The 18,755-nt window shown below is 59.0% G+C and carries 18 protein-coding genes and 1 pseudogene; 11 read left to right on the top strand and 8 right to left on the bottom strand.

The window, feature by feature from the left end:
- Positions 1-43 precede the first annotated feature (43 nt).
- Both ACZZ0D_RS17340 and ACZZ0D_RS17335 read right to left on the bottom strand, forming a co-directional pair.
- Positions 44-1,021 (bottom strand): Bug family tripartite tricarboxylate transporter substrate binding protein, encoded by a 978-nt coding sequence (locus ACZZ0D_RS17340; RefSeq protein ID WP_053118042.1) that lies wholly within the window; start codon positions 1,019-1,021, stop codon positions 44-46.
- A 104-nt stretch (positions 1,022-1,125) separates the two neighbouring features.
- A complete protein-coding gene (locus tag ACZZ0D_RS17335) occupies positions 1,126-2,418 on the bottom strand; it encodes an OprD family porin (RefSeq protein ID WP_463553875.1) in 1,293 nt (430 codons plus the stop codon).
- 236 nt (positions 2,419-2,654) lie between these two features.
- Between ACZZ0D_RS17335 and ACZZ0D_RS17330 the strand changes: the two genes are divergently transcribed.
- The gene (locus tag ACZZ0D_RS17330; protein WP_053118046.1) at positions 2,655-3,326 is read left to right on the top strand and encodes a response regulator; all 672 of its coding nucleotides are present in this window, start codon (positions 2,655-2,657) and stop codon (positions 3,324-3,326) included.
- On the top strand, positions 3,319-4,704 hold the full coding sequence (locus tag ACZZ0D_RS17325) for a sensor histidine kinase (protein ID WP_463553874.1): 1,386 nt from the start codon (positions 3,319-3,321) through the stop codon (positions 4,702-4,704). The genes ACZZ0D_RS17330 and ACZZ0D_RS17325 overlap by 8 nt, the downstream gene beginning before the upstream one ends.
- A 122-nt stretch (positions 4,705-4,826) precedes the next feature.
- On the opposite strand, the pseudogene ACZZ0D_RS17320 reads toward ACZZ0D_RS17325, so the two are convergent.
- Together ACZZ0D_RS17320 and ygfZ are read right to left on the bottom strand one after the other, a co-directional pair.
- Positions 4,827-5,650: pseudogene (locus ACZZ0D_RS17320) on the bottom strand (HDOD domain-containing protein).
- Positions 5,651-5,684: 34 nt separating this feature from the next.
- Entirely contained in the window at positions 5,685-6,626 is a 942-nt protein-coding gene (ygfZ, locus tag ACZZ0D_RS17315) for a CAF17-like 4Fe-4S cluster assembly/insertion protein YgfZ (protein ID WP_463553873.1), read from the bottom strand.
- A 151-nt stretch (positions 6,627-6,777) separates the two neighbouring features.
- Here ygfZ and ACZZ0D_RS17310 point away from each other — a divergent pair, with 151 nt between their 5' ends.
- Positions 6,778-7,032, top strand: coding sequence for an FAD assembly factor SdhE (locus ACZZ0D_RS17310; RefSeq protein ID WP_053118052.1), 255 nt, complete (start codon positions 6,778-6,780; stop codon positions 7,030-7,032).
- Entirely contained in the window at positions 7,016-7,468 is a 453-nt protein-coding gene (locus tag ACZZ0D_RS17305) for a protein YgfX (RefSeq protein ID WP_463553872.1), read from the top strand. Before ACZZ0D_RS17310 ends, ACZZ0D_RS17305 begins: the two co-directional genes overlap by 17 nt.
- Here the strand turns inward: ACZZ0D_RS17305 and nadB are convergent.
- Positions 7,437-9,053, bottom strand: a complete 1,617-nt coding sequence (gene nadB / locus ACZZ0D_RS17300; protein WP_212550563.1) for an L-aspartate oxidase — start codon at positions 9,051-9,053, stop codon at positions 7,437-7,439. The two genes, ACZZ0D_RS17305 and nadB, sit on opposite strands and share 32 nt — an antisense overlap.
- Before the next feature lie 558 nt (positions 9,054-9,611).
- Here nadB and rpoE point away from each other — a divergent pair.
- The 4 genes from rpoE (at position 9,612) to ACZZ0D_RS17280 (ending at position 13,425) form a co-directional block, all read left to right on the top strand.
- Entirely contained in the window at positions 9,612-10,193 is a 582-nt protein-coding gene (gene rpoE, locus ACZZ0D_RS17295; RefSeq protein WP_003172477.1) for an RNA polymerase sigma factor RpoE, read from the top strand.
- Positions 10,194-10,223: 30 nt separating this feature from the next.
- Positions 10,224-10,811 carry a sigma-E factor negative regulatory protein gene (locus ACZZ0D_RS17290; RefSeq protein WP_053118059.1) on the top strand — a complete coding sequence of 196 codons (588 nt, stop codon included), beginning with the start codon at positions 10,224-10,226 and terminating at the stop codon, positions 10,809-10,811.
- 8 nt (positions 10,812-10,819) lie between these two features.
- Positions 10,820-11,782, top strand: a complete 963-nt coding sequence (locus tag ACZZ0D_RS17285; protein ID WP_463553871.1) for a MucB/RseB C-terminal domain-containing protein — start codon at positions 10,820-10,822, stop codon at positions 11,780-11,782.
- A gap of 209 nt (positions 11,783-11,991) precedes the next feature.
- On the top strand, positions 11,992-13,425 hold the full coding sequence (locus ACZZ0D_RS17280) for a DegQ family serine endoprotease (protein ID WP_463553870.1): 1,434 nt from the start codon (positions 11,992-11,994) through the stop codon (positions 13,423-13,425).
- Positions 13,426-13,506: 81 nt separating this feature from the next.
- Here ACZZ0D_RS17280 and ACZZ0D_RS17275 read toward each other — a convergent pair whose 3' ends face one another.
- Positions 13,507-14,940: a M48 family metalloprotease gene (locus ACZZ0D_RS17275; RefSeq protein WP_053118065.1), complete on the bottom strand. Its 1,434-nt coding sequence runs from the start codon at positions 14,938-14,940 to the stop codon at positions 13,507-13,509.
- A gap of 98 nt (positions 14,941-15,038) precedes the next feature.
- Here ACZZ0D_RS17275 and ACZZ0D_RS17270 point away from each other — a divergent pair, with 98 nt between their 5' ends.
- The gene (locus ACZZ0D_RS17270) at positions 15,039-15,278 is read left to right on the top strand and encodes a sulfurtransferase TusA family protein (protein ID WP_053118067.1); all 240 of its coding nucleotides are present in this window, start codon (positions 15,039-15,041) and stop codon (positions 15,276-15,278) included.
- Positions 15,279-15,312: 34 nt separating this feature from the next.
- Positions 15,313-16,383, top strand: coding sequence for an AI-2E family transporter (locus ACZZ0D_RS17265; protein WP_282356012.1), 1,071 nt, complete (start codon positions 15,313-15,315; stop codon positions 16,381-16,383).
- 108 nt (positions 16,384-16,491) lie between these two features.
- Here the strand turns inward: ACZZ0D_RS17265 and ACZZ0D_RS17260 are convergent, their stop codons facing one another.
- Together ACZZ0D_RS17260 and ACZZ0D_RS17255 are read right to left on the bottom strand one after the other, a co-directional pair.
- Positions 16,492-16,965 (bottom strand): peroxiredoxin, encoded by a 474-nt coding sequence (locus ACZZ0D_RS17260; protein ID WP_159814175.1) that lies wholly within the window; start codon positions 16,963-16,965, stop codon positions 16,492-16,494.
- Positions 16,966-16,975: 10 nt separating this feature from the next.
- Positions 16,976-17,536, bottom strand: a complete 561-nt coding sequence (locus ACZZ0D_RS17255; RefSeq protein ID WP_053118073.1) for a glycine cleavage system transcriptional repressor — start codon at positions 17,534-17,536, stop codon at positions 16,976-16,978.
- Positions 17,537-17,864: 328 nt separating this feature from the next.
- Between ACZZ0D_RS17255 and dapA the strand changes: the two genes are divergently transcribed.
- Positions 17,865-18,743, top strand: a complete 879-nt coding sequence (gene dapA, locus ACZZ0D_RS17250; RefSeq protein ID WP_007911392.1) for a 4-hydroxy-tetrahydrodipicolinate synthase — start codon at positions 17,865-17,867, stop codon at positions 18,741-18,743.
- Positions 18,744-18,755 lie beyond the last annotated feature (12 nt).

Raw genomic sequence — 18,755 nt, 5'->3', positions numbered from 1 at the left:
CCGCGTCCCCGCAATCGGGAACGCAGCCGCTAGACAGAGGCGATCACTGGATTAGGCCGAACTCTTTGGCCAGCACTTTGTAGTCGGCAACTTGCTTCTTCACGTAGGTGTCCAGCTCCGGGCCAGTCATGGCGAACGGGAACAGTTCACGCTGATCGCGCAGCTTGGCGAACTCGTCGGATGCCAGCAGTTTGTCGAACGAGTCTTTCCACCAGGCGTAGTCTTCGTCGCTGACTTTTGGCCCCAGGTAGAACCCGCGCACCACCGGCCAGACGATGTCGTAGCCTTGCTCGCGAGCGGTCGGGATGTCTTTCATTTCCGGCTCGTCGAGGCGCTTGTCGGAGAACACCGCGAGCAAACGCATGTCGCCACTTTGAATGTGCGGCATGGAGTCGGAGATGTCGGTACTGCCGACCTGGATGTGGCCGCCGAGCAGGGCGGTAGCGATTTCGCCACCACCTTCGAGGGCGACGTAACGCAACTCACGCGGGTTGATCCCAGCTGCCTTGGCGATAAGCGCGGTTTGCATCCAGTCCTGGCTGCCGACGGTGCCGCCGGAACCGATCACCACCGAGCCTGGATCTTTCTTCAGCGCTTGAACGAGATCGTCGAGGGTCTTGTAGGGAGAATCGTTTTTCACTGCGATGGCGCCGTAGCTGGTGCCGACGGCTGCCAGCCAACGCACATTGGTTTCATCGAAACGACCAAACTTGCCTTGGGCCAGGTTCAACAACGAACCGCTCGACCACGCCACCAGCGTGCCGGCATCGGCCGGACGCTGAGCGACCACCGCGTTGTACGCCACCGCGCCGACACCGCCGGGCATGTAGGTCACGCGCATCGGTTTGCTCAGCAGTTTCTGGTTGACCAGTGCGCTCTGCACCAGTTTGCAGGTCAGGTCAAAACCACCACCGGGCGAGGCCGGCGCGATACACTCCGGACGTTTCGGTTCGGCCATCAACTGCCCGGCCACCAGCATCATGCCGGCCGCTAAAGCAACTTTACGCAGTGAAAAATTCATTGGTCTCTCCACAGATTTCTTGTTGTAAGGACTGTTTGTGTAGGAGCTGCCGAAGGCTGCGATCTGTTGATCTTCCGATCACAGCGCCAAGGCATTTCAATCAATTACCAAAGAGCAACGCTATAGCTCACCAGCAACCGCACTTCATCCGCATCGCGAGCCGAGTAATTGGAACGGTAAGTGGCATTCCTCAAACGCACGGCGACATCCTTCAAAGCGCCGCTTTGTACTACATATTTGATCTCGGTGTTGCGCTCCCACTCCTTGCCTTCCTCGCCGGTCTTGAGCTTGATGTTGTCACCGCTCAAGTAGCGGCTCATGAAGGTCAGGCCGGGGATGCCGAGTTTGGCGAAGTCGAAGTCGTAACGTGCCTGCCAGGAGCGTTCTTCCGCGCCGGCGAAGTCGTTGATCTGCACGAAGTTGACCAGGTATGGATCGCTGCCATCGACATACGGGAACGCGCTATCGCCAGACATATGCTGATAACCGGCGCTGAACTTGTGCCCGCTCAGCGCATAGCTGACCAGACCGTTGAGCGAGCGGTTGTCGATCTCGCCACCACGGGCCGCGCCCTGATCATCACTGACGGCGAAACGCAGATCTGTGCCAAACGTGCCCGGGCCCATCGGCCGCGAGGCGACCAGGCCGAAGAAGTGCTGGTTGTAGACTTCGTCGAGTTGCGCGAAGTGGTAACTGCCGGTGATCTTGTCGGTGAACTTGTAATCGACGCCGCCAAAGTCGAAGTGCTTGCCGGCAGCGGTACCGGCGAAACGGCTGTTCTTGTTGTTGAGGGCAATGTCCTCGAAATCGGTGCTGTCGCGATCCTTGGCTTTCTCCAGTCGGCCACCGGTGAAGGTCAGGTTTTTGATCTCTTTGGAGGTCAGCAAACCGCCTTCAAAGGTCTGCGGCAGGATGCGTCCGTCGTTCGGTTTGAGAATCGGCAGTTCAGGAATCAGGCTGCCGATTTTCAGTTCGGTGGCGGAGATTTTCACTTTGCCGGTCAGGCCGAGCTTGGAGTATTCGTCCGCCGCGCGTCCGTCATCGTGGGTCGGCAGCAGGCCGGTGCCCGTGCGATCCGGGCTGGAATCGAGTTTGACGCCGAGCATGCCCAGCGCATCGACACCAAAACCGACGGGGCCATCGGTGTATCCCGATTGCAGATTGAGCATGAAGCCCTGAGCCCATTCGTCACGCTTGGATTGCTGGGCGCTGGTGCCATCGCGGAAGTCGCGGTTGAAATACATGTTGCGGGTTTCGAAGGTGGCGCTGCTGTCTTCAATGAAGTCGGCAAAACTCAGCGGCGAAAAACCGGCAAGGGCGGCGGCACTGGCGAGGGCGGTGTGGCTGAAACGGGAAGGGCGAACAGGCGTGAATGCCTGAGTCTGCATGGACGGCATGCGGGTGTACTCCGTTTATTGTTCTTATTGGTCGAAAACGCTTCGTGGCGTTTTTCGTATCGCTGTGTGGCAGCAGCGACGGCAGTCGGGACTGTCCGTGAGCCGACTCTAACCGGCTAACCTTTCACTAACCTTTCAGCTGACTTTCACGGTTTTCGGGCTTCACAGCGGCGGTTGCGGCTGTAAACTCCGCGGCAAAGAGTGGCGTCGGCCATCCCTGAACGAGGTAAAAATCCATGCGTGTCCTGCTCGTCGAAGACCATCTGCAACTGGCCGAAAGTGTTGCCCAGGCGCTCAAGAGCACCGGTCTGACCGTGGACGTGTTGCACGATGGCGTGGCCGCTGATCTGGCCTTGAGCAGCGAGGAATACGCCGTGGCGATCCTCGATGTCGGCCTGCCGCGCATGGACGGTTTTGAAGTGTTGGCGCGGTTGCGCGCACGCGGGAAAAACCTGCCGGTGTTGATGCTGACCGCGCGCAGTGATGTGAAAGATCGCGTGCACGGCCTCAATCTCGGCGCCGACGATTACCTCGCCAAACCGTTCGAACTGACAGAGCTGGAGGCGCGGGTTAAAGCCTTGTTGCGCCGCAGTGTGCTCGGCGGCGAACGCCAGCAGCGCTGCGGTGTGCTGGCCTATGATCTCGACACGCGACGCTTCAGCCTCGGCGAAGAATTGCTGACGCTGACCTCCCGCGAACAAGCCGTGCTGGAAGCGCTGATCGCCCGACCGGGCCGCGTGATGAGCAAGGAGCAACTAGCCGCGCAGGTGTTCGGTCTCGACGAAGAAGCCAGCCCCGACGCCATCGAAATCTACGTGCATCGCTTGCGCAAAAAACTCGATGGTCAACCCGTAGCGATCGTCACCTTCCGTGGCCTCGGCTATCTGCTGGAAAGCCGTGATGCATAAGCCCAGCAGCCTGCGCTGGCGGTTGCTGTGGAACCTCGCGTTGTTGCTGGTGGTGTTGATGCTCGCCAGCGGATTGAGCGCTTACTGGAACGGTCGCGAAGCCGCCGACACTGCCTACGACCGCACGCTGCTGGCCTCGGCGCGCACCATCGCCGCAGGGTTGTCGCAACGCGATGGCAGCCTCAGTGCCGATGTGCCTTACGTGGCCCTCGATACCTTCGCCTACGACAGCGCCGGGCGTATCTATTACCAGGTCAACGACATCCATCAGAAGCTGATTTCCGGTTACGAAAATCTGCCAGGCCCGCCACCGGGCACGCCTCGAACTGACAGTTATCCGGCGCTGGCACGTTTCTACAACGCCACTTACAAGGGCCAAAACGTTCGCGTGGTCAGCCTGCTGAAAGCCGTTACCGAACCGAACATGAACGGTATGGCGGAAATCCGTGTCGCCGAAACCGACGAGGCGCGCGTGAGCATGGCGCGCAGTCTGGCCGCCGATACTTTGCTGCGTCTGGGCATGTTGGCGATTGGCGCATTGTTGCTCGTCTGGTTCGCCGTCAGTGCGGCGTTGCGCCCGCTGGAGCGTCTGCGCACGGCGGTGGAAGAGCGTCAGCCCGATGATTTGCGGCCATTGCCGCTGGTGGAAGTGCAGCATGAGTTGTGGCCACTGGTGCGCGGGCTCAACCATTTCACCGAGCGGTTGCGCGTGCAGTTCGAGCGCCAGGCGCAGTTCATTGCCGATGCCGCGCATGAGTTGCGCACACCGTTGGCCGCATTGAAGGCGCGACTTGAGTTGGGGCTGCGCTCGAACGAGCCCGAGACGTGGCGCACGACGTTGGAATCCTCGGCGCAAAGCACCGATCGCCTGACTCATTTGGCCAACCAGTTGCTGTCGCTGGCACGTGTTGAAAACGGCGCGCGGGCGATTGCCGAGGGTGGCGCGCAGTTACTCGATCTTAGCCAGTTGGCCCGTGAATTGGGCATGGCCATGGCGCCGCTGGCGCACAAACGCGGGGTTGCGTTGGCATTGGAAGCGGACGAGCCGGTGTGGTTGCGCGGTGAGCCGACGTTGCTCAATGAGTTGCTGAGCAATCTGGTGGACAACGCTCTGGCGCACACACCACCGGGCGGCAATGTGATTCTGCGCGTGACGGCGCCGGCGGTGCTTGAGGTTGAAGACGACGGGCCGGGTATTCCGCATGAAGAGCGCGATCGCGTGTTTGAGCGGTTTTACCGGCGCAATCAGCAGGTGGCCGGGTCAGGGTTGGGACTGGCGATTGTCGGCGAGATTTGCCGGGCGCATCTGGCGCAGATCAGTCTGCACGATGGCGAGGAGGCGGGGTTGAAGGTGCGGGTCAGCTTTGTTGCCGGGTGATTGCGGCGTCTGTGTTGGCCTCTTCGCGAGCAAGCCCGCTCCCACAGGGGTTTTGTGTACGACACAGATCCAATGTGGGAGCGGGCTTGCTCGCGAAGGGCGCACCTCGGTTCTGGATCAGCTCAATAAAACATCGACCGTGATTCTTCCAGATCCACGCACAGCGCTCTGTTCTCCGGATCTATCCCCAACTTCCTGAACGCCGGCACACTCGCCAGATCAATCCGCGCAAACGGATGATCGGTGCCTTTACGGCAATGCAGATTCGCCACCTGCACCAGATCGACATAATCAATCTGCGTCGAATCGCGTTTGAAATCCTGATAACGCCCCGGCAATTCCACCAGCCGTTCCGGAAACTCCCAGACCCGCAACAGTTTGTCACCGAGCAACGGATGAATGCGGTCGATCACATGGTTGAGGCTGACCGGATCCGACAGCAACTCGTAGTGATCTTCGGCGTAAGTCAGAATCGGCAGCACACCAATCTGATGCACCAGCCCGCCCAGCGCTGCCTGATCCGGCTTGAGCTGGGTGTAGCGGCGGCACAGCGCGTAGCTGACCCCGGCGATCTCCAGACTGCTGCGCCAGACTTCGCGCATCTTCTGTTCGACCACTTCGGAGCGGGCGTGGAAAATCTGCTCCATCACCAGACCGATCGCCAGGTTGCTGCTGTAGTTGATGCCCAGCCGCGTGATCGCGGTGTGCAGGTCGGTGACTTCCTGCGCGGCGCGCAGTAGCGGGCTGTTGACCACTTTGATCAGGCGCGCCGACAGCGCGGTGTCGCGACCGATGACTTTGCTCAGGTCGCTGACACTGATTTCCGGATCTTCAGCAGCCTTGCGAATTTGCAGGGCCACTTCCGGCAACGTTGGCAGAACCAGGTCATCGTTATCGATGGCCTCAACCAAATCCCATTGGGCAGCTTTTCCGCCAGTTCGCTCATTTGGACTCTCTAGGGTGTTGCAACCAGGCTGCGATCAACGCTGGATTTCGCGGTCGCGATCCAGTTCGTAGGGCAAATCGAGCACTTGCAACGCAGGCCCTTCAAGGCTGCCCAGATGCAGATCGCCCGCTTCGGCAGCTTCGGCCTGCAGCACCGCCAGGAGTTCAATGTTTTGCTCGGCGTTGGCGGCCAGCACCACTTCACCGATGGAGCTGTTGTGGCTCGGCGCGAACAGTTGTGTGCCAGGCTCTGGCAGTTCGCTCGCGTCTAGACTCAAGCGATACAGGCGACGTTTGAGTTTGCCGAGGTACTGCATGCGCGCGACGATTTCCTGGCCGGTGTAGCAGCCTTTCTTGAAGCTCACGCCACCGACGGCTTGCAGATTGAGCATCTGCGGAATGAACAGCTCACGGGTGCTCGGCATGACCTGACCGATGCCGGCGCGGATCTGGCCCAGCAGCCATTGATTCAATGCGGCCTCTGGCAGTGCGGCGGACAGTCTGGATTTGATCGCATCGGCTTGATCGGCCGGTACCCACAGTTCGGCGCGATCCGGCGAGACGCGAATCGCAATCAACCCTTCGTCGCGCACGACACTGTCGGTTTCTGCCGGCAAGTCGAGACCAAGGCTGCTCAGGGCAGCGTCAGCGTGCGCCAGACCAAAACGCACCCAAGCGGCGCTTTCGTCGGTCAGTTTCGATTTGGAGAACACCGCGTATTTTTTCAGATCGGCCAATTGCGGCTCGAGCAACTCGCTGGCCATCGCCAGCACCACGCCGTCACCTTCGAGCAGAATGCGGAAACTCGACTGCATCCGGCCTTTCTGGGTGCAGCGCGCGCCGAGGCTGGCCTTGGTGTCACTGAGGTAATTGAGGTTGCAGGTCAGCTGGCCTTGCAGGAATTTTCCGGCATCCGCGCCGCGAACCGCGAGAACGCCTTCATGAGACAGGGTGCAGAAAAAAGCAGAATCGGCCATGGGTCTTCGCAGGGTAAAAAAGTCTGGGGCACATCATAAGGGTGCGTTGTTGAAATGGGTAGTTGATAAAGGATCGGTGGTGCCCGACCAAAGCCGACTGTGCGACCCGCTTGGGGGCTGTATACTTGCCGCCAAATTTGAGGAGGGCCCCATGGTCGAACAAGTTGAACTGAATCGCCTCTTTTGGCACAGCCGTCGCGGCATGCTTGAGCTTGACGTGTTGCTGGTGCCGTTCGTGAAGGAGGTCTACGCGACGTTGAATCAGGTGGATCGCGATCTGTATGTGCGTCTGCTGACGTGCGAGGATCAGGACATGTTCGGCTGGTTCATGGAGCGCAGCGAGTCTGAAGATCCGGAATTGCAGCGCATGGTTCGCATGATCCTGGATCGTGTCCAGCCCAAGTAATACGTTCGAATGCCGCTGGCATGCCTCACGGCAGTTGCTGGCGGCGTATCTGTTGGCCCAGGCGTTCGCACTGGGTGCTTTGTTTCTTCTATCTATTCCACTCTGGGCAAGTCTGCTCGGGGCTTCTGCTTGTCTGCTGCATGGTGTTTGGGTGTTGCCACGGCAGATTTTGCTCAGCCATCCAACAGCATTCTGCGGATTGCGCCGTGATGCCGATGGCTGGCAATTGTGGAATCGTGCGGATGGCTGGCAAGTGGTGCAGCTGCGCCCGGACAGTCTGGCGCTGCCATTGATCGTGGTGCTGCGCTTTCGTTTGCACGGCGAGTGGCGGGTCAGATCGATCTGTGTGCCACGAGATTCGCAGGTCGCCGATATGCATCGACGCCTGCGAGTGCGGCTCAAGTTCAGCCGGCGTAGGTGGGCGGTATCAGAATAGTGTCGAGCGCTTCGGGCAGCAGGTTCGGGTAGTCGAGGGTGTAATGCAGACCGCGACTTTCCTTGCGCTCCATGGCTGAGCTGATCATCAGTTCCGCCACTTGCGCCAGATTGCGCAGCTCGATCAGGTCGCGGCTGACTTTATAGTTGCTGTAGAACTCGTCGATCTCGTCCAGCAGCAAACGCACGCGGTGCTGCGCCCGTTGCAGGCGCTTGTTGGTGCGCACGATGCCGACGTAGTCCCACATGAACCGGCGCAGCTCATCCCAGTTGTGCGCAATGATCACGTCTTCGTCGGAGTCAGTGACCTGGCTGGCGTCCCAGACGGGCAGGGCGCTTGGCGCATCGATATCGTCGAGTTGCGCAAGAATGTCCGACGCCGCCGAACGGGCATAGACGAAGCATTCCAGCAGCGAGTTGCTGGCCATGCGGTTGGCGCCGTGCAGGCCGGTGAAACTGGTTTCGCCGATCGCATACAAACCCGGCACATCGGTGCGGCCTTGCTGATCGACCATTACGCCGCCACAGGTGTAATGCGCGGCGGGGACGACCGGGATTGGCTGTTTAGTGATGTCGATGCCGAAACCGAGGCAGCGCTCATACACAGTCGGGAAGTGGCTTTTGATGAATTCTTCGGGTTTGTGGCTGATGTCGAGATAGACGCAGTCGACGCCCAGACGCTTCATTTCATGGTCGATGGCGCGGGCAACGATGTCGCGCGGGGCCAGTTCGGCGCGTTTGTCGAAGCGATACATGAAGCGTTCGCCGTTGGGCAGCTTCAGATGGGCGCCTTCGCCACGCAGGGCTTCGGTAATAAGGAAGCTTTTCGCTTGCGGGTGATACAGGCAGGTCGGGTGAAACTGGTTGAATTCCAGATTCGCCACGCGGCAGCCCGAACGCCAGGCCATGGCGATGCCGTCGCCGCAAGCGCCGTCAGGGTTACTGGTGTAGAGGTAGACCTTGGCGGCGCCGCCCGACGCGAGGATCACGAATCGTGCGCCGTAGGTGTCGACTTCGCCAGTCTTGCGGTTCAGCACATAGGCGCCGAGGCAACGATCGCCGTCCATGCCCAAGCGGCGTTCGGTAATCAGATCAACGGCAACCCGCTGTTCGAGCAGTTCGATGTTCGAACGCTCTTTGGCTTGGGCCAGTAAGGTTTTGAAGATGGCTGCGCCGGTGGCATCGGCGGCATGAATGATGCGTCGATGGCTGTGGCCGCCTTCGCGGGTCAGGTGAAATTCAAATCCACCGTCTTCAGTGCCGGATTGTTCGTCGCGGGTGAACGGCACACCTTGGTCGATCAGCCACTGAATGGCTTCACGGCTGTGCTCGACGGTGAAACGCACGGCGTCTTCGTGGCACAGACCACCGCCAGCATTCAGGGTGTCGTCGACGTGGGATTCGACAGTATCGGTATCGTCCAGCACGGCGGCAACGCCACCCTGGGCCCAGAAGGTCGAACCGTTGGCGAGATCGCCCTTGCTCAATACGGCAATGCGCAAATGACCCGGCAGGGTCAGCGCGAGACTCAAACCGGCAGCGCCGCTGCCAATGACCAGAACATCATGTTGGAATTGTTGGCTCATTACAGGATTCCGCTCAAAGCGACCCGGGTCGGGGGTGGCGCGATTCGCCTGGATCGGCGAGTCAGGTCAGCCACACAGCCCACTAGTATATAGAGGGGTGGGGCGGCACAATAGCCGGGCCTATATGGCATTGTGAAACTACTGTGACGGGAAAAACCGGGTGCTTCGTCGGAAGTTTTTTTCGCCGGTTTTGGGAAAAGACGACTGTATCGGCGCTGAAACAGCCTTTTTCCGCCCAGGGTTGCCCAATGTCGGGTGGGTACGGCTATAAATAATTGGAACTTTTGCCAAAGGCCCAAGATCAATAGTCGGTGCCAGAAACAAGGGACGTGTCGGCTTCAGTGCGGAATCTGCGGTTGGATTCCTGCCCGGCGAAACCGATAACAAGATTATTCGCGCAGCCGGTTCATCCCGTGCTGCGTTTTTCGTGCGTGCCAAATCAGAGTCCGCAGGAAACTTGCCTGGAGGGGGAGAACTTTTGCGAAAAGCCCGAGTCTATGTTTGCAAGTCTGGTCGTTTAGTTATGCAAGTCTCCTTCGGGCTTATCGAGGAGTGTTCATGCTAACCCAGGAAGAGGATCAGCAGCTGGTCGAGCGCGTTCAACGCGGCGACAAGCGAGCTTTCGATCTGTTGGTGCTGAAATATCAGCACAAGATTCTCGGGTTGATCGTGCGTTTTGTGCACGACACCCATGAAGCCCAGGACGTGGCTCAGGAAGCCTTTATCAAGGCGTATCGAGCACTTGGAAACTTTCGCGGCGACAGTGCGTTTTATACGTGGCTGTACCGTATTGCCATTAACACGGCAAAGAACTACCTGGTTTCTCGCGGCCGTCGGCCGCCGGATAGCGATGTAAGTTCAGAGGATGCAGAGTTCTACGACGGCGATCACGGCCTCAAGGATCTCGAATCACCAGAACGTGCGTTGCTGCGGGATGAGATCGAAGGCACCGTCCATCGAACCATCCAGCAACTGCCAGAGGATTTGCGTACGGCGTTAACTTTACGTGAATTTGATGGTCTGAGTTACGAGGACATTGCGAGCGTCATGCAGTGTCCGGTGGGTACCGTGCGCTCCCGGATTTTCCGCGCTCGGGAGGCCATCGATAAAGCCCTGCAGCCGTTGTTGCAGGAAAACTGAGACAGCGGCGATAGCCAAGAGAGGAACGCCATGAGTCGTGAAGCCCTGCAGGAATCGCTGTCCGCAGTGATGGATAACGAAGCGGACGAACTGGAATTGCGTCGAGTGATTAATGCACTTGATGACGTCGAAACCCGTGAGACCTGGGCTCGTTACCAGATCGCTCGGGCAGCCATGCACAAGGATCTGCTGCTGCCACGTCTGGATATCGCTGCGGCAGTGTCTGCTGCGCTGGAAGACGAAACGGCTCCGGCCAAAGTATCCCGCAGCCCATGGCGCAACCTTGGCCGTCTGGCTGTTGCAGCCTCGGTAACTGTTGCCGTTCTGGCCGGTGTTCGCCTGTACAACCAGGACGAAATCGCTGGTGTGGAACTGGCTCAGCAAAGCAACCAGACAACCCTGGCCACCCCTCAGGTGAAAGGCCCGGCTGTTCTGGCAGGCTACAGCGAGAGCTCGGAAGCCACTGGCCCTATGGCCAACGGCGTACTGCAAGGTCAGCCAGGCTGGCACGATCAGCGTCTGCCAGGTTACCTGCGTCAGCACGCTCAGCAGGCTGCATTGAAAGGTACTGAAAGCGCGCTGCCATACGCACGTGCCGCAAGCCTGGAAAACCGTTAAGGAGGATCATGCGCGCCATACCTCTACTTTCGCTTCTGCTCAGTGGCTGGTTCATTGTTCCAGCCCATGCCGATGAGGCCCAGGACTGGTTGACTCGTCTGGGCCAGGCCGAGCAGCAGCAAAGCTTTCACGGTACTTTTGTTTACGAGCGTAACGGTAGTTTTTCTACCCACAACATCTGGCATCGCGTCCAGAACGGTCAAGTCCGCGAGCGTTTGCTTCAGCTCGACGGCTCGGCTCAGGAGGTCGTGCGCATTGATGGACACACTCAATGCGTCAGCGGCACCCTGATCGCGGGGCTGGGGGATTCTCCCAACTCGACCGCCCGTGCCCTGGATCCTAAAAAGCTGAAAAACTGGTATGACCTTGCTGTCATCGGCAAGTCGCGCGTGGCCGGTCGCGATGCAGTGATCGTTTCACTGACGCCTCGCGATCAGCACCGTTACGGTTTTGAATTGCATCTGGATAAGCAGACGGGCCTGCCGCTCAAGTCATTGCTGTTGAATGACAAGGGTCAGTTGCTCGAACGTTTCCAGTTCACCAGTCTCGATACCGACGAAGTCCCGTCCGACAAAGACTTGCAAGCCGATGCCGGTTGCAAGACTGTGACGCTCGACAGCGACAAGGCCTCCGCCGTAAAGACCGCCCAGGTCTGGCGTTCAGACTGGTTGCCGCCAGGTTTCGAACTGACCAGCAGCACCTCGCACAAAGATCCGCAAACCAAAACACAGGTCAACAGCCTGATGTATGACGATGGTTTGGCACGTTTCTCGGTGTTCCTCGAACCGTTGAACGGCGCGACCGTCACCGACACCCGGACTCAACTGGGCCCGACCGTTGCCGTTTCCCGTCGCCTGACCACACCCGAAGGCGAAATGATGGTGACTGTGGTTGGCGAGATTCCAATCGGCACCGCCGAACGGATCGCCTTGTCGATGCGAAACGACAGTGCCGCCACCAGCAAGCAGTGAGCTGATTCCAGTCACTACCACTTCTTCGTCGAGACGGAGATGAAATGTTTGCTGAGCATTTTCATTTGCAAATAACCCGAAAATTTTTTATAGGTCAGAGCCTCACGGCTCTGGCCTTGTTGTTGTTCCTGGAATAAAAGCGCCAGCTTGTGGTTGCCGGTGATTCTTGTTCCATATCGCTTAAACCTGCTCGTCGTAACGGGAGCTGTATGTCGATACCTAGCTTGAAATCTTATCTGTCCATTTTCGCCGCCGTGCTATTGCTCGGTCAGGCGGTGCCTGCTGCGCAAGCGGCCGATCTGCCGGACTTCACGCAACTGGTCGAGCAAGCGTCGCCGGCCGTGGTGAACATCAGTACCACGCAGAAACTGCCGGATCGCAAAGTGAACCAGCAGATGCCGGATCTGGAAGGCTTGCCGCCGATGCTGCGCGAGTTCTTCGAGCGCGGCATGCCGCCTCAGCAGCGTTCACCGGGCGGTGGTGGTCGTCAGCGTGAAGCGACATCGCTGGGCTCAGGCTTCATCATCTCTCCGGATGGCTACATCCTGACCAACAACCATGTGATCGCTGATGCTGACGAGATTCTCGTGCGTCTGGCTGATCGCAGCGAAATGAAAGCCAAGCTGATCGGCACCGACCCGCGTTCCGACGTGGCCCTGCTGAAAATCGAAGGCAAAGACCTGCCAGTACTCAAACTCGGCAAATCCCAGGATCTGAAAGCCGGCCAGTGGGTTGTCGCGATCGGTTCGCCATTCGGCTTTGACCACACCGTGACCCAAGGCATCGTCAGCGCCGTCGGCCGCAGTCTGCCGAACGAAAACTACGTGCCATTCATCCAGACCGACGTGCCGATCAACCCGGGCAACTCCGGTGGCCCGCTGTTCAACCTGAACGGTGAAGTGGTCGGCATCAACTCGCAGATCTACACCCGTTCCGGTGGCTTCATGGGCGTGTCGTTCGCCATCCCGATCGACGTGGCGATGGACGTTTCCAATCAGCTGAAAAGCGGCGGCAAAGTCAGCCGTGGCTGGTTGGGTGTGGTCATCCAGGAAGTGAACAAGGATCTGGCCGAGTCGTTCGGTCTGGAGAAACCGGCCGGTGCGCTGGTTGCACAGATTCAGGATGACGGCCCGGCAGCCAAGGGCGGCCTGCAAGTCGGCGACGTGATTCTGAGCATGAACGGTCAGCCGATCGTTATGTCTGCTGACCTGCCGCACCTGGTTGGCGCACTGAAGGCTGGCGCCAAAGCCAATCTGGAAGTGATTCGTGAAGGCAAGCGCAAGAACGTCGAGCTGACCGTTGGCGCCATCCCGGACGAAGACAAAGAACTGGATGCACTGCCGAAGTCCGGCGCTGAAACCACCAGCAACCGTCTCGGTGTTGCCGTGGGCGAGTTGACCGCCGAGCAGAAGAAAACCTACGACCTCAAAGGTGGTGTGGTGATCAAGGAAGTGCAGGACGGCCCAGCTGCCCTGATCGGTCTGCAACCGGGTGACGTCATCACGCACCTGAACAACCAGGCTATCGGCTCCACCAAGGAGTTCGGCGAGATCGCCAAAGCGCTGCCGAAGAATCGTTCGGTGTCGATGCGCGTTCTGCGTCAGGGTCGTGCGAGCTTCATCACCTTCAAACTGGCTGAATAAACCAGCGGCAAGGTAAAAAAGAAACCGCCTCGAAAGAGGCGGTTTTTTTGTGTCCGAAGATTTTGTGTTGCTGGATAAAACTCAGCCCATCATGTCCTTGATCATGCGTTCCTGCTCCATCAGCTCGCGCTGACGGGCATCGATGCGAGACGACAATGGGAAGTTGTTGCCCGCCTTACGCTTGGCAAAGTCGAGTTGCTGAATCGCCTGACGGTAATCGCCAACCAGCGCGAAGTATTCGGCGCGAGCCTGATGCAAACCGATGATGTTGCCCGACAAACCACGGGTCTCGGCAACTTGGTACCAGACGTCCGGATCGTTTGGCCGCGACTTCAACAGACCTTCCAGTGCTTTCTCGGCATCGGCCGAGCGATTCTGCTTCAACAGTAAATCTACGCGAACCTGATTTAGCGGATAGTTGCCCGGATACTGCGTGAGCATGCGGTCAACACGCGATTGCGCGTCGGGCAGGCGATTGTTGGTGATGTCCAGATCGACTTGCGCGAGGTTGTAGATGATCTCGTTCGGCGATTTGGCCAGCAGTTGTTTCAGGTTCTCGCGAGCCTCATTCAACTGTCCACCCTTGATCTGCGCGATGGCCAGACCGTAGCGCGCCACATCGTTCTTCGGGTTTTCATCCAGCTGCGCGCGGAAACGCTTGGCGCCAAGGCCCGGGGTTTCTTCGTAGATCAACTGCACGCGTGCACGAATCAGCTGATAGCGCATGGTGTCTTCGATCCCGCCCGGTTTCGCCTGTTCGGCGCGGTTGCGGGTGTCGGCGATACGCGATTCCGTTACCGGGTGAGTCAGCAGAAATTCGGGTGGCTTGGCGTCGAAACGGTACTGACGCATCAAGCGTTCGAACATCGTCGGCATCGAGCGTGGGTCGTAACCGGCCTTTTCCAGATTGAGGATGCCGATGCGGTCGGCTTCCTGTTCGTTCTGCCGCGAGAACGTGCGTTGCGATTGAATCGCCGCTGCCTGGGTGCCGGCAATCGCGGCGATCCCGGCATCACCGCCACCGGCCGCCGCAATGACGATACCGGCCAGCAGCGCGGCCATCATCGGCACTTGCATGCGCTGCGAGGCTTCGACGCCGCGAGCGAAGTGGCGTTGCGACAAGTGAGCCAATTCGTGCGCCAGTACCGAAGCGTATTCGCCCTCGGTCTGGGCATTGAGGAACAAACCACCGTTGACCCCGACCACGCCGCCAGGCGCCGCGAAGGCGTTGAGCTGCGGGCTGTTGATCAGAATGAATTCGAGGCGTCGGTCAGTGACCTGGCTGGTCTCGACCAGTTTGTACACGCTGGACTCGACGTAGTCCTTGAGTTGCGGATCGTTAAGCTGCGAGACCTGGCTGCGCAGCATTGCCAGCCACGCGCGGCCAAGCTGGTATTCCTGTTGCGGTGAGACGATGGCAGAACTGGCGTCGCCGAGTGACGGCAGATCGTCGGCAAAGCCTGGTGAGGCGAGCAGGCAAGCGAGCGTCAGCAGGGTAGGGCGCAGAAAAGTCATGCACAAAGCCTTAGAAGACAAAGACCTTACTGTAGCCGGACACCGGGCTTGCGACCAGATATTCTAGGCAGCTCGACTATCTCGATCGGAGTGACGCAATGACTGACGCTGTAGCCCATGACGTGGAACTGGACGCCAGTGGCCTGAATTGTCCGTTGCCGTTGCTCAAGGCGAAAATGGAATTGAATAAACTGCACAGCGGCGCGGTGCTCAAGGTGATCGCCACCGACGCCGGCTCGCAACGCGACTTCCGCACCTTTGCCAAATTGGCCGGTCATACGCTGCTGCTCGAAGAAGACGACGCGGGCGTTTACCGTTACTGGTTGAAAAAAGCCTGAAGCCGACAGCGTAAAAACAACTTAAGGATTATTGATGTTCAAAGTGTTACGCGACTGGATTCAGCGCTACTTCTCCGACGAAGAAGCCGTGGTGCTGGCAGTGTTGCTGATTCTTGCCTTCACCGCCGTGCTCACCCTCGGCGGCATGCTCGCGCCGGTGCTGGCGGGGATGGTACTGGCGTATCTGATGCAGGGCCTGGTGGTCACGCTCGAACGCCTGCGCGTGCCGGGCGGCGTGGCCGTGGGATTGGTGTTTGCGCTGTTTATGGGCGTGTTGATGCTGTTTATTGTCGTGGTCATGCCGCTGCTCTGGCATCAGTTGATCACGCTGTTCAACGAACTACCGGGCATGCTTGCCAAGTGGCAGTCGCTGCTGCTGTTGCTGCCGGAGCGCTATCCGCATCTGGTCTCCGATGAGCAAGTGCTGCAAGCCATCGAAGCGGCGCGCGGCGAGATTGGCAAGTTCGGTCAGTGGGCGCTGACGTTTTCGTTGTCGAGTCTGCCGCTGCTGGTGAACATCATGATCTATTTGGTGTTGGTGCCGATTCTGGTGTTCTTCTTCCTTAAAGACCGTGCCATGATCGGCGAGTGGGTGCGCGGTTATCTGCCGCGTGAGCGCGCGTTGATTACGCGAGTCGCGCAAGAAATGAACCGGCAAATCGCCAATTACATTCGCGGCAAAGTCATCGAGATCGTGATCTGTGGCGGCGTGACCTACATCGCTTTCGTCGCGCTCGGGCTCAATTACGCGGCGCTGCTGGCGTTGCTGGTCGGGATTTCGGTGGTGGTGCCGTATGTGGGTGCAGTGGTGGTCACGGTGCCGGTGCTGTTGATTGCGTTGTTCCAGTGGGGCTGGAGCGATCAGTTCATCTATTTGATGGCGGTGTACGGGATCATCCAGACGCTGGATGGCAACGTGCTGGTGCCGTTGCTGTTTTCCGAGGCAGTCAACTTGCACCCGGTGGCGATTATTTGCGCGGTGTTGTTGTTTGGCGGATTGTGGGGATTTTGGGGGGTGTTCTTTGCGATTCCGCTGGCGACGCTATTCAAGGCAGTGTTGGATGCCTGGCCGCGCAAGGAACCGGAAGTGGCGCCGCTGCTTTAAAGCAAAAGATCGCAGCCTTCGGCAGCTCCTACAGATTCGATTCCCGATCGCATATTTCGCGATGGCACGACTCCTGTAGGAGCTGCCGCAGGCTGCGATCTTTTGATCTTAGGCCTTGTTCAGTTCCTGAGCAGCAGCCAGAACAGCATCCACATGCCCCGGCACTTTCACACCGCGCCATTCCTGACGCAGCACACCGTCCTTATCAATCAGGAAGGTGCTGCGATCAACGCCCAGGTATTCCTTGCCGTACAGCTTCTTCAACTTGATCACGTCGAACAACTGGCAGACCGCCTCGTCCTTGTCGCTGATCAACTCAAAGGGAAATTCCTGCTTGCCCTTGAAGTTCTCGTGGGACTTCAGGCTGTCGCGCGAAATGCCGAAGACTTCGGTGTTGGCAGCCTTGAACGCTTCATGTTGATCACGAAAGCCCTGACCTTGAGTGGTGCAGCCCGGGGTGCTGTCCTTCGGATAAAAGTAGATCACCACTTGCTTGCCCTTGAGGGCAGACAACTTGACGGTCTGCCCGCTGGTGGCAGGTGCTTCGAAATCGGCAACCGGTTGGTCGATGACAACGGCCATGAAAGCTTCCTTACATTGGGTTCTGTGGGCGCCAAGGCTCGATCAGTGCGTCGAGATTCATTGCGTCGGAGAAATCGAGGAACTGGTCGCGCAGCCAACTGATCTGGGTGCCGGCCGGCAGGGTCACGGTGAACGTGGCGTTGAGCATGGTGCCGCCGGTCTGTGGCGCCTGATACGTGTCGCAGGTCAGGTTTTCCAGCTCGACGTTGTGATCCATGAAGAACTGGCACAGCTCATTGATGATGTCCGGGCGATACGCCGAACTCACATAAGCCACGTACGGCAGGGCCTGCGGACGATTTTCCAGCGGCGCGCTGCGCACCACGTTGGCGGTGAAAGCGTGTTTCTTGGCCAGACTCGGCAGACTGCCTTCGAGGCGGGCGAGGGCGTCCCAACTGCCGGTGATCTCGAGGATCAACGCGCTGCACTCGCCGTGGCGAGTCAGACGGGAGGTGACCACGGCGCAGCGATTTTCATGGCTGGCGCGGCACAGGACGTTAGTCAGCTCCATGGGGTTGGCGCCGAGGGCACTGATGACAAGGAATTGTTCGCGAACTGTGGGGGTGGACATGCAGCATTCCTAAAGCGATGAGCGGTCGGTAGGTGACGGACGCTGGTGGCCGGGGCGCGCCTGTTCTGGCTGTCCATGCAATAGACCCGGCAAGCGCTCGCGGCTCGCTCCACTATAGCGGGAGCGCGTCGATGCGACGCAGGAACGGGGTCTGGGAGGCCGAAAAGGGAGGCTGGAACCCGGCGTACAAGCTGATCGGTACCGATCAAAGTCTGAAGGGTAGCGAAAAGCGCGGCCAAGGGGAATGGCGGCAGCGCAGTACTTCGCTTGTGCAAGCATCTTGGCGCCAGTACCATTACCGCTCTCTTTTTCCGGCAGGAGCGGTTTCATGATTGCGGGCAGTATGGTGGCACTGGTCACTCCCATGGATGCACAAGGGCGTCTTGACTGGGACAGCCTCAGCAAACTCGTGGACTTCCATCTCAAGAACGGCACCCATGCCATTGTCGCGGTCGGTACTACCGGCGAGTCGGCAACCCTTGATGTAGAAGAACACATCGCCGTCATCAAAGCCGTGGTCAAACAGGTTGCCGGGCGCATCCCGGTCATCGCCGGCACTGGCGCCAACTCGACCCGCGAAGCCGTCGAGCTGACCCGCAACGCCAAAGAAGCCGGCGCCGATGCCTGCCTGCTGGTCGTTCCGTACTACAACAAGCCGACTCAGGAAGGCCTGTACCAGCACTTCAAACACATTGCTGAATCGGTCGACATTCCACAGATTCTCTACAACGTTCCGGGCCGCACGTCGTGCGACATGCAGGCCGAGACCGTGATTCGCCTGTCCACCGTGCCGAACATCATCGGTATCAAGGAAGCCACCGGCGATCTGAAACGCGCCAAAGCGATCATCGATGGCGTGAGCAAAGATTTCATCGTGCTGTCCGGCGATGATCCAACCGCCGTTGAACTGATCCTGCTGGGCGGCAAAGGCAACATCTCTGTGACCGCCAACGTCGCGCCGCGCGAAATGGCCGATCTGTGTGAGGCCGCGCTGAAAGGCGACGCCGACACCGCACGGGCCATCAACGAAAAACTGATGCCGCTGCACAAAGACCTGTTCATCGAAGCCAACCCGATTCCGGTGAAGTGGGCTTTGGTTGAAATGGGCCTGATGCATGAAGGCATCCGCTTGCCGCTGACCTGGCTGAGCACACCTTGTCATGAAACGCTGCGCTCGGCCCTGCGCCAGTGCAGCGTCCTGGTTTAATTGAGGAAGTAC

It is taken from the genome of Pseudomonas sp. AC193, from assembly GCF_979258075.1.
This window is presented reverse-complemented; position numbering and strand designations above follow the sequence as displayed.